This window comes from Caldimonas hydrothermalis (assembly GCF_056746695.1).
The window spans coordinates 349,140-358,823 of sequence record NZ_JBWQXA010000002.1 but is presented as its reverse complement, the minus strand read 5'-3'; the positions used below and the strand labels follow the sequence as shown (position 1 = coordinate 358,823).

6 protein-coding genes are annotated in these 9,684 nt (G+C 70.3%); 5 read left to right on the top strand and 1 reads right to left on the bottom strand.

Going from position 1 to position 9,684, the window contains the following annotated elements; translation table 11 throughout:
* Positions 1-201: 201 nt before the first annotated feature.
* Positions 202-879 carry a c-type cytochrome gene (locus AC1ECW_RS05020; RefSeq protein ID WP_409708102.1) on the bottom strand — a complete coding sequence of 226 codons (678 nt, stop codon included), beginning with the start codon at positions 877-879 and terminating at the stop codon, positions 202-204.
* Positions 880-981: 102 nt separating this feature from the next.
* On the opposite strand from AC1ECW_RS05020, the gene AC1ECW_RS05015 reads away from it, so the two are divergent.
* The 5 genes from AC1ECW_RS05015 to AC1ECW_RS04995 are packed head-to-tail and all read left to right on the top strand — an operon-like array spanning position 982 to position 9,655.
* Positions 982-1,824, top strand: a complete 843-nt coding sequence (locus AC1ECW_RS05015; RefSeq protein WP_409708099.1) for an AAA family ATPase — start codon at positions 982-984, stop codon at positions 1,822-1,824.
* A 4-nt stretch (positions 1,825-1,828) separates the two neighbouring features.
* A complete protein-coding gene (locus AC1ECW_RS05010) occupies positions 1,829-2,425 on the top strand; it encodes a GNAT family N-acetyltransferase (protein ID WP_409708096.1) in 597 nt (198 codons plus the stop codon).
* A 25-nt stretch (positions 2,426-2,450) separates the two neighbouring features.
* The gene (locus tag AC1ECW_RS05005; RefSeq protein ID WP_409708093.1) at positions 2,451-3,635 is read left to right on the top strand and encodes a vWA domain-containing protein; all 1,185 of its coding nucleotides are present in this window, start codon (positions 2,451-2,453) and stop codon (positions 3,633-3,635) included.
* The gene (locus tag AC1ECW_RS05000; RefSeq protein WP_481201319.1) at positions 3,632-5,467 is read left to right on the top strand and encodes an autotransporter assembly complex protein TamA; all 1,836 of its coding nucleotides are present in this window, start codon (positions 3,632-3,634) and stop codon (positions 5,465-5,467) included. The genes AC1ECW_RS05005 and AC1ECW_RS05000 overlap by 4 nt, the downstream gene beginning before the upstream one ends.
* Positions 5,468-5,470: 3 nt before the next feature.
* On the top strand, positions 5,471-9,655 hold the full coding sequence (locus AC1ECW_RS04995) for a translocation/assembly module TamB domain-containing protein (RefSeq protein ID WP_481201318.1): 4,185 nt from the start codon (positions 5,471-5,473) through the stop codon (positions 9,653-9,655).
* The last annotated feature ends 29 nt before the right edge of the window (positions 9,656-9,684 follow it).

Genomic DNA, 9,684 nt, shown 5'->3' with positions numbered 1-9,684 from the left:
GCGCCCGCTCGACGATGGAACGCTCGGTCTCAGAGCGCGGCGCAGTATGGACAAGGCCCCGCCGCCTTGGGAAGCCAGCAATCGCGGGTTTTACAAAGAGTTGCCGCAGGTTGCGGGTGGTTACGTGGACACGTGGAGCAAAACTCCTGAACAACAAAAAAGCCGCTGGGATTCAGCGGCTTTCTTGTCTGGTTGGCGCGATCAGCGCGCAGAACCCAGGCGGAAGCGAGACTGAGGCACCACGCGCAGGTCGCCAGGCAGCGAGGCGATGTACTGGGCCATGGCCTTGAGCTCGGCGTCGGTGAACTGCTTGACCTGGCCGGCCATGATGGCGTTGCCACGGCCGATGATCGGATTGCCCTCGATCTTGTAGGACTTCAGCGCCACGTAGAGATAGTCGGCGTGCTGGCCGGCAATCTTGGGATAACTGCCGTCGATGGGCTTGTTGAAGTTGGCGCCGTGGCAGGCCACGCAACCGCCCTTTTCGAGCAGGGCGGCCACTTCGGCGCGGGGCTGGCGGGCCGGGGTCTCAGGCACATTGGCCGGCGGCACCTGCTGCTCATAGAAAGCGGCGATATCGGCCATGTCCTGCTCGGACAGCGTTTCGGCGATGCCGCGCATCGTCGGGTGCTTGCGCTCACCCTTCTTGTAGGCCTGAAGCGCGGCCACGATGAACTTGGCGTTCTGGCCGGAGATCATCGGCACCTTGTGGATCTCGGGGAAGCTGGCCTGATAGCCGGGGATGCCATGGCAACCAATGCACATGGCCACCTTGGCTTCGCCCGCCTTGACGTCCTGGGCAACGGCCGCGCCCGCAAAGAAGGCGCTCAAGCCAGCCGCTGCGGCCAGCGCGATCATCGTGGATTTGACTTTCTTCATGTGGGCGCGGTGAATCGTCGGTGTTTGGGATCAACCGACGATTATAGCCAGCCCGCTTATACTGCTTTTGCCCTCATCCACGCTTGATCCGGCACATCTTCCATGAAGTTCCACGGCTCCGAGACCTACGTCGCCACCGACGATCTGCGCCTGGCGGTCAATGCCGCCATCACCCTGAAGCGCCCGCTGCTGGTCAAGGGCGAGCCGGGCACCGGCAAGACCATGCTGGCCGAGGAAGTGGCCCGTTCGCTGGGCATGCCCCTGCTGCAATGGCACATCAAGTCGACCACCAAGGCCCAGCAGGGCTTGTACGAGTACGACGCCGTGAGCCGCCTGCGCGACAGCCAACTCGGCGACGAGCGGGTGAAGGACATCCACAACTACATCGTCAAGGGTGTGCTGTGGCAGGCCTTCGAGGCCGAGCAGCCGGTGGCCCTGCTGATCGACGAGATCGACAAGGCCGACATCGAATTCCCCAACGACCTGCTGCGCGAACTCGACCGCATGGAGTTCTATGTGTACGAGACGCGGCAGATGATCCGCGCCAAGCACCGGCCGCTGGTGTTCATCACCTCGAACAACGAGAAGGAGCTGCCCGACGCCTTCCTGCGCCGCTGCTTCTTCCATTACATCAAGTTCCCGGACGCGGACACGATGAAGAACATCGTCGAAGTGCACTTTCCCGGGCTGAAGAAGGAACTGCTGTCGGCCGCGCTGAAGAACTTCTACGATGTGCGCAACTTGCCGGGACTGAAGAAGAAACCCAGCACGTCCGAACTGCTGGACTGGCTCAAGCTGCTGGTGGCCGAGGACATACCTGCCGAAGCGCTGCAGAGCAAGGACGACAAGGTTGCCATCCCGCCGCTGGTGGGCGCCTTGCTGAAGAACGAGCAGGACCTCTCGCTGTTCGAGAAGCTGGTCTTCATGCAGCGGCACCACCGCTGAGATCATGCCCTCCCTCGCCCAGCCCGTCACGCTCACCGGCACCCACGTGGTGCTCGAGCCCCTGGCGCCCGAACATGCAGACGGCCTGGCCGATGCCGTGCGTGACGGCGAGCTGTGGAAGCTGTGGTACACGACCATCCCGTCCCCCGAGCAGATGGCAGGCGAGATCGAGCGGCGCCTGACGCTGCGCGAGTCCGGTGCCTGGCTGCCTTTTGCCGTGCGTGAGCGCGCAACGGGCCGGCTGGCAGGCATGACCAACTACCTGCACATCGACGACGTGCACCGCCGGGTGGAGATCGGCGCCACCTGGTATGCGCGGCGCGTGCAGCGCACCGCCTTGAATACCGAAGCCAAGCTGCTGCTGCTCACCCACGCGTTCGAGACGCTGCAGTGCATCGCGGTCGAGTTGCGCACTCACTTCCTCAACCAAGCCAGCCGACGCAGCATCGAGCGCCTGGGCGCCAAGCTCGACGGGATCTTGCGCCATCACCAGCGCACCCCGGACGGCAGCCTGCGAGACACCTGCGTCTACAGCATCACGGCTCCCGAATGGCCGACGGTGCGCACGCATCTGCAGTGGCAACTCGAACGGCCGCGTTGAACCTGCCACGCCTGCGAGGCATTTCATGCTGATCGACTTCTTCTTCACCCTGCGCGCCGCCAAGCTGCCGGTGTCGATCAAGGAATTCCTGATGCTGCTCGAAGCGATCCAGGGCGGCGTGATCGACGACGACGGCGGCCCCACGGTGGACAAGTTCTACTACCTGGCGCGCACGGCCCTGGTGAAGGACGAGGCCCATTTCGACAAGTTCGACCGGGCCTTTGGCGCCTATTTCAAGGGCGTGGAACTGCTCACCGATTTCTCGAAGGAGATCCCGCTCGAATGGTTGCAAAAGCGCCTGGAGCTGGAGCTGTCGCCCGAGGAGAAGGCTCGGATCGAGAAGCTCGGCTGGGACGAGCTGATGAAGCGCCTGCGCGAGCTCTTCGAGAAGCAGAAGGAGCGCCACGAGGGCGGCAACCGCTTCATCGGCACCGGCGGCACCTCGCCCTACGGTGCCTATGGCTACAACCCCGAAGGCATCCGCATCGGCCAGGACAAGGGCCGCAACAAGAGCGCGGTGAAGGTGTGGGACCAGCGCCAGTACAAGGACTACGACGACACGCTGGAGCTGGGCACACGCAACATCAAGGTCGCGCTGCGTCGGCTGCGCCGCTTCGCCCGCGAAGGCTCGGAGCTGGAGCTCGACTTGGACGACACCATCCGCTCCACCGCGGCCAATGCCGGCTGGCTGGACCTGAAGATGGTGCCCGAACGCCACAACCAGGTGAAGGTGCTGCTGCTGATGGACGTGGGCGGGACGATGGACGAGCACATCCACCGTGTCGAGGAACTTTTCAGCGCGGCCAAGTCTGAGTTCAAGCACCTGGAGTTCTATTACTTCCACAACTGCGTCTACGACTACATGTGGAAGAACAACCGCCGCCGCTACAGCGAGAAGTTCCCGACGTGGGATGTGATCCGCAAGTACAACAAGGACTACAAGCTCATCTTCGTGGGCGACGCCACGATGAGCCCGTACGAGATCCTTCAGCCGGGCGGCAGTGTGGAATACAACAACGAGGAGCCTGGGGCCGAATGGCTGCAGCGTCTCACCCATGCCTTCCCCAAGTACGTCTGGATCAATCCCGAGCCGCAGGGTGTGTGGGCTTATCGCCAGTCGATCGCGATCATCCAGCAGCTCATGAACCAGCGCATGTTCCCGCTCACGCTGTCCGGGCTGGAAGGGGCCATGCGTTTGCTGAGCAAATGACCGCGGCGCAGCGCCTCGGAACCGTCCTGTCCCTCCTGCCCTGGCTGGCCCTGGCGGCGCTGCCTCCCGCGCCGGCGCGGGCCGACGATGCCGCCGCGCCGCGCGCCGACACGGCAGCCACGCGCGTGCCCTACCTGCTGCGCATCAGCGCTGGGGACGATCTGGACGAGCTGCTGGGCACCTACCTCGACCTGGCGCGCTTTCGCACCGACCCGGCACTGGCCGAGGCCACCGAGGCCGAAGTGCGACGCCTGATCGCTGCCACGCCGGCGCAGGCACGCTCGCTGCTGGAAACGCGCGGCTACTTCAACCCGACGATCCGCATCACCCGCGAGGAGGGTGAACCGCCCCTGATCCGCATCGAGGTGGACCCGGGCGAGCGCACTCGCGTGAGCCGGGCGACCATCGAGGTGCAGGGCGAGATCGTCGAGCAAGCCGACGCCGGCAGTGCGCGCGACCAGGCCTTGCTGCAGGAGATCCAGGCCGGCTGGCGGCTGCGCGAGGGCCGACCGTTCTCGCAAGACTGGTGGTCGGCCGAAAAAACCGAATTGCTGGGCCGGCTGCGCAGCGACGGCTACCCGGCGGCCACCTGGGCCGGCACGGCGGCCGAGGTGGATGCGCCACGCAACGCGGTGCGCCTGTTCGCGGTGGCCGACAGCGGGCCGCTGTTTCGCTTCGGGCCCGTGCGCATCGAGGGGCTGTCGAACCAGCGCGAGGAGGCGGTGAGCCACCAGCTCACTTTCCGGCCGGGCGACCGCTACACCGAAAAGCAGGTGCTCGACCTGCAAGAGCGCCTGCAGCGCAGCGGGCTGTTCGAATCCGCCTCGGTGTTGGTCGACCCCGACCCGGCCAGGGCGCAGGCCGCCCCGGTGACGATCGCCGTGCGCGAAGCGCCGCTGCAGGACCTGACGCTGGGCATCGGCTACAGCGACGTGGCGCGCGCGCGCGGGACGATCGAGCACCTGCACCGGCGGCCCTTCGGGCTGAACTGGGTGGCCAAGCACAAGCTGGAGCTCGGCCGCGACCAGAGCTCGCTGAAGTCCGAGCTGACCTCCCATCCGAAGGCCGACCAGTACCGCAACCTGCTGGCCTTCGCCGGCGAGCGCTTCAGGAGCGCCAGCTCGGCCCCCACGGACAGCTACCGCTTGCGCGCGGGCCGCACCCAGGACACCGAGCGCATCGACCGCCTGTACTACGGTGAATACACCACCGCCATCGTCACCACCGACCTCGGCCGCCAGCGCGCCAGCGCCCTCACGGCCAACTACGAATGGGTCTGGCGCAACGTCGACAACGTGCTGCTGCCCACACGCGGCATCGCCGCCTCGGCCCAGGTGGGCGCCGGCCACGCGCGCAGCGATGCCGGCGACGGCCCGTTCAGTCGGGTCTACGGGCGCCTAAGCGGCTACCTGCCGCTGGGCGGCTGGTATGCCAGTGCCCGCGTCGAAGGCGGCGAGGTCTTCACCCCCAACAACGTGGACGTGCCCGACACCCTGCTGTTTCGCGCGGGCGGGGACGAGTCGGTGCGCGGCTACGCCTATCGCTCGATCGGCCCGCAGCAAGGCGGCACGACGGTGGGAGGCAAGGTGCTGGCCACGGCCAGCCTGGAGCTGGCCCGCCCGCTCGGTGCGCGCAGCCTGCGCCCATGGTGGTGGGCCGCCTTCATCGACGCCGGCGATGCCACCAACGACTGGACAGCCTTCCACGCCAAGGTGGGTTACGGCCTGGGCCTGCGCTGGCGCAGCCCGGTGGGCCCGCTGAAGGTGGATGCGGCCTACGGCGAGGAAACGAACCGCTGGCGCCTGCATCTCAGTGTGGGCATCGCCTATTGACGCATGGACCCGACCCCGGCCCCGCCCGCCCCCCCGCCCCCGCAAGCGCCTGCGCGCCGCGGGCCGGGCCGGCTGTCGTGGCTGCTGGTCGTTGCCCTGCCCTTGTTGGCCGTGGCGGCCCTCGTGGGGGCGGTGGTGGCGGCGCTGACCACGCCGGCCGGCACGGCCTGGCTGCTGCGCGCAGTGCCCCGCCTGACGGTGGTGGAGCCGCAGGGCCCGCTGCTGGGCGACTTCTCGGCACGCCGGGTGCACCTGGACCTGTCCGGCCCCGGCCGGCCGGACGACGGCGTGACAATCGACGGCCTGGCCTGGCGGGGCCTGAGCTGGACCGCCGCGGCGCCCGGGCACTGGCTGAGCCTGCATGTGGCGCGACTGGAGATGGAGCGCCTGAGCCTGCGCCTGCCCCCGGGCGAACGCCGTGAGCCGGCATCGCCGCCCTCGGACCTCGGATCGCCCCTGCACCTGGCCCTGCAGGCCTTGCGCATCGGCGAGCTGTCCTTCGGCGGGGCCATGCCCGCGGTGCGCGACCTGGCGGCCACCCTCGAGCTGGGCGCCGATGGCGGCCGGACGCACCGCCTCGAGGCCCTGAGCCTGCGCTGGGACCGCCTGACCCTGCAGGGCCATGCCGAAGTGGGCGCCGCAGCGCCGCTGGATGCGCGCGTCGTGCTGGACCTGGCCGGAGATCTGCCCGAAGGGCCGACGGTGGCCGGCACCTGGCGCGCCCGCGTCGAGGCCGAGGGTCCGTTGGCACGGCTGCCGGTGAACGCCTCGCTCTCGGCGGCCGGGCAGTCGCTCCAGGCCCAGGCGACGCTCACCCCCTTTGCCCGCCTGCCGCTGGACCGCCTGGAGGCCCAGTTCGAAGCCCTGGACCTGGCCGCGCTGTCCAGCGCGGCCCCGCGCACAGCCCTGAGCGGCCAGGTGCAGGCGCAGCTCGGCATGGCGCGGGCCGGGGCCGCGGACGGCGTGGTGAACGTGCGGCTGCGCAATGCCCGGGCCGACCGCTGGGACGCCGCTCACCTGCCGCTGCGCAGCCTGGTCCTGCAGGCGCGCAGCACGGGCCTGACACCGCAAGAGGGTGTCGCCGTGGAGCATTTCGAGGCGGTGCTGGGCAACACCACTCGCGAGGCCGGCCGGGTGCGGGGCGAGGGCCGATGGGCGCCGTCGGGCTGGCGGGGCCGTCTGCAAGCAACGCAGCTCGAACCGGCCGCCGTGGACGCCCGGCTGCCGGCGATGCGCCTGTCCGGCCCGGTCGAACTGGCCTCGGGCGGCTCGGGTCAGCCGGTGGAGGTCCGCGCCCGGCTCGAAGGCCACCTGCCCGGCGCGCGCGGGGCGCGCGTGCCCGTGGCGCTGTCACTGAACGGCGAGTTTGCCGGCCGGCGCGGCCTGGTGCGCGAGTTCACGGCGCGCGCCGGCGTCGCCCGGGCCGAGCTGCAAGCCGAGTTCGACTCCCCGCCCGGGCGGGCGGCGCAGGCCCGCTTGCAGGCAAGTTGGCAGGACATCGATCCGCTGACCTGGTGGCCCGGCCTGGCCGGCGCGTCGGGGGCGGCCCGGGAGCACCGGCTGTCCGGCCAGGCGCAGGCCCGCTTGACGCTGCCGCCACAGGCCAAGGGCGAGACGGTGCTGGCCTGGGTGGGGCGCTGGCAGGGCCGCGCCGAAGCCCGCCTGCACGACAGCCTGCTGGCCGGCCAGCCGCTGCAGGGAGAACTGCGATGGCAGGCCGAGCGCACCGGCTCGCCGGCCCGCACCGAAGGTCGGTTGCTGCTGGCCGGCAACCGCCTGGACTGGCTGGGGAGCCTGCCCGGCGGCCGGCCGGGCGAGGCCGGCGAGGCGCTGGCCCTGAGCCTGGATGCTCCGGCGTTGGAGCGCCTGGCGCCGGTGCTGCAAGTCTGGCGACCAGAGGTCCGGCTGGAGGGGGCCGTGCGCCTGGACACCCGCGTGCGCTGGGGCGCGGCCGCCCAGCCGCAGCGCCTGGACGGGCAGCTCCAGGGCCGCGCCCTGCGCTGGAACGACTGGCGGCTGCAAGCCGCCGAAGGCCGTTGGGACTTGAGTTTGGCCGCCGCTGAGGCGGCCCAGCAGCTCGAACTGCGCCTGGAAGGCCTGCAGCAACGGGACCGGCGCATCGACACCACGACGCTGCGCCTGGACGGCAGCCTGCGCGAACACCACCTGCGGGTGGATGGCCGCTCGAACCTGGCCCTGCCCTGGGCGCCCCCCCCAGGCGGCCCCGACGGCGCAGGCGCGGCGGGAAACACCCGGCCGGTGCAACTGCAGTTGCAGGTGTCCGGTCGCGCCGAAGTGGCCACCGGCCGCGGCCTGGGGGCCGACCTTTTCCAGGGCTGGCAGGGACGGCTGCAACGCCTCGTGCTCGGCCCGGCCCAGACCGGCCAGAGCCCCTGGCTCGAGGTCGATGACGTTGCCTTGCAGTGGGAGCACCGGGCGGACCAGCCCGTGCGGCTGAGCCTCGGGGCGGGCCAGGCCCGCCTGCGCGCCGGCCGCCAACACGCCACCTTGCGCTGGGACGAGCTGCTCTACCAGGCGGCGCAGGCCGGCCGGCCGGCCGTGCTGCAGGCCCATGCCTGGCTCGATCCGCTGCCGATCGCCCCGCTGCTGCGCGAGTTTCATCCCGGTTTTGGCTGGACCGGCGACTTGGAACTGGGGGCCTCCCTGCGGCTGCGCAGCGCGCCCAGCTTCCAGGCCGACCTGGAGATCGCCCGCGTGCGCGGCGACCTGCGGGTGGAGGAAGCCGGCGGCCTGGTCGAGCGGCTCGACCTCACCGAGCTGCGCCTGGCCCTGCAAGCCCGCGACGGCCGCTGGCGCTTCACCCAGGCCATGGCCGGGGCCAACTTGGGCCGCCTGTCGGGCGAGCAGACGGTGCTGGCCGGGCCACAGGATTGGTGGCCCTCGCCCGACGCCGCGCTGCGCGGACGCCTGCAGGCCGACGTGGACAACCTCGGCGCCTGGGCCGCATGGGTGCCCGCGGGCTGGCGGCTGGGCGGACAGATGCAGTTGCGCGCCGACCTCGGCGGGCGCCTGGGCGCTCCGGAGTACACCGGCGAGGTGCGCGCCCGGGCGGTGGAGGCCCGCAACCTGCTGCAAGGCATCCACCTGCGCGACGGGGAACTGCACCTCGTGATGCGCGGGGCGACGGCGCGCATCGAGACCCTGCGCGCACGCGGCGGCGAGGGCGAGGTGCAGCTCACCGGAGGGGCCCAGTTCGGCGAGCGCGCGCGGGCGCAGCTGCAACTGCGAGCCGAGCGCTTCACCGTTCTCGGCCGTGTGGACCGCCGCGTGGTCGTCAGCGGTAGCGGCCGCGTGATCCTGGAGGCCGATCGCCTGCAGGCCGACGGCGACTTCCGCATCGACGAAGGCCTGATCGACATCTCGCGCTCGGATGCGCCCACCCTGTCCGATGACGTGGTGGTGCGGCGCACCGAGGTGCGCGAAGACGAGGCGCCGCGCCGCATGGCGCCACCCCGGCGGGCCGTGGCCCTCAACCTGCGGCTGGACGCCGGCGAGCGGCTGCGGCTGCGCGGCCGGGGCCTGGACACGCGACTGGCCGGGGCGTTGCGCCTGACCACCCCGGCAGGGCGCCCCGCGCTGCATGGCGACATCCGCGCCGTGGACGGCACCTACGCCGCCTACGGCCAGAAGCTCACGATCGAAAAGGGCGTGATCAGCTTCGTCGGCACGCCGGACAATCCGCGCCTGGACATCGAGGCGACTCGGCCGAACACCGACATCCGCGTGGGCGTGGCCATCACCGGGACGGCCGAGAACCCGCGCGTGCGCCTGTTCTCCGAGCCCGAGATGAGCGAGACCGACAAGCTCTCTTGGCTGGTGCTGGGCCGGGGCAGCGGTCAGCTCGCCCGCGCGGAGGCCGCGCTGCTGCAACGCGCTGTGCTGGCCCTGGTCTCGGGTGAGGGCGACTCGCCCGCCGGCAACCTCACCCGCGCGATCGGCCTGGACGAGCTTTCGGTGCGCCAGGAGGACAGCGCCGGCGTGGCCGAGACCATCGTGAGCGTGGGCAAGCAGATCTCACGGCGCTGGTACGTGGGCTACGAACGCTCGCTCAACGCCACCAGCGGAAACTGGCAGCTCATCTACCGCATCGCGCAGCGCTTCACCGTGCGCGCCCAGGCCGGCGTCGAGGAAAACGCCCTGGACTTCATCTGGACCTGGCGCTGGTGAAGCCGTTCCCATTCATGGGACAATGCGCG

Excerpts from the sequence above, each read along its gene's own strand:
- AC1ECW_RS05000 (WP_481201319.1), top strand. The coding sequence starts at position 3,632 with ATGACCGCGGCGCAGCGCCTCGGAACCGTCCTGTCCCTCCTGCCCTGG.
- AC1ECW_RS05020 (WP_409708102.1), bottom strand. The coding sequence starts at position 879 with ATGAAGAAAGTCAAATCCACGATGATCGCGCTGGCCGCAGCGGCTGGC.
- AC1ECW_RS04995 (WP_481201318.1), top strand. The coding sequence starts at position 5,471 with ATGGACCCGACCCCGGCCCCGCCCGCCCCCCCGCCCCCGCAAGCGCCT.
- AC1ECW_RS05015 (WP_409708099.1), top strand. The coding sequence starts at position 982 with ATGAAGTTCCACGGCTCCGAGACCTACGTCGCCACCGACGATCTGCGC.
- AC1ECW_RS05005 (WP_409708093.1), top strand. The coding sequence starts at position 2,451 with ATGCTGATCGACTTCTTCTTCACCCTGCGCGCCGCCAAGCTGCCGGTG.
- AC1ECW_RS05010 (WP_409708096.1), top strand. The coding sequence starts at position 1,829 with ATGCCCTCCCTCGCCCAGCCCGTCACGCTCACCGGCACCCACGTGGTG.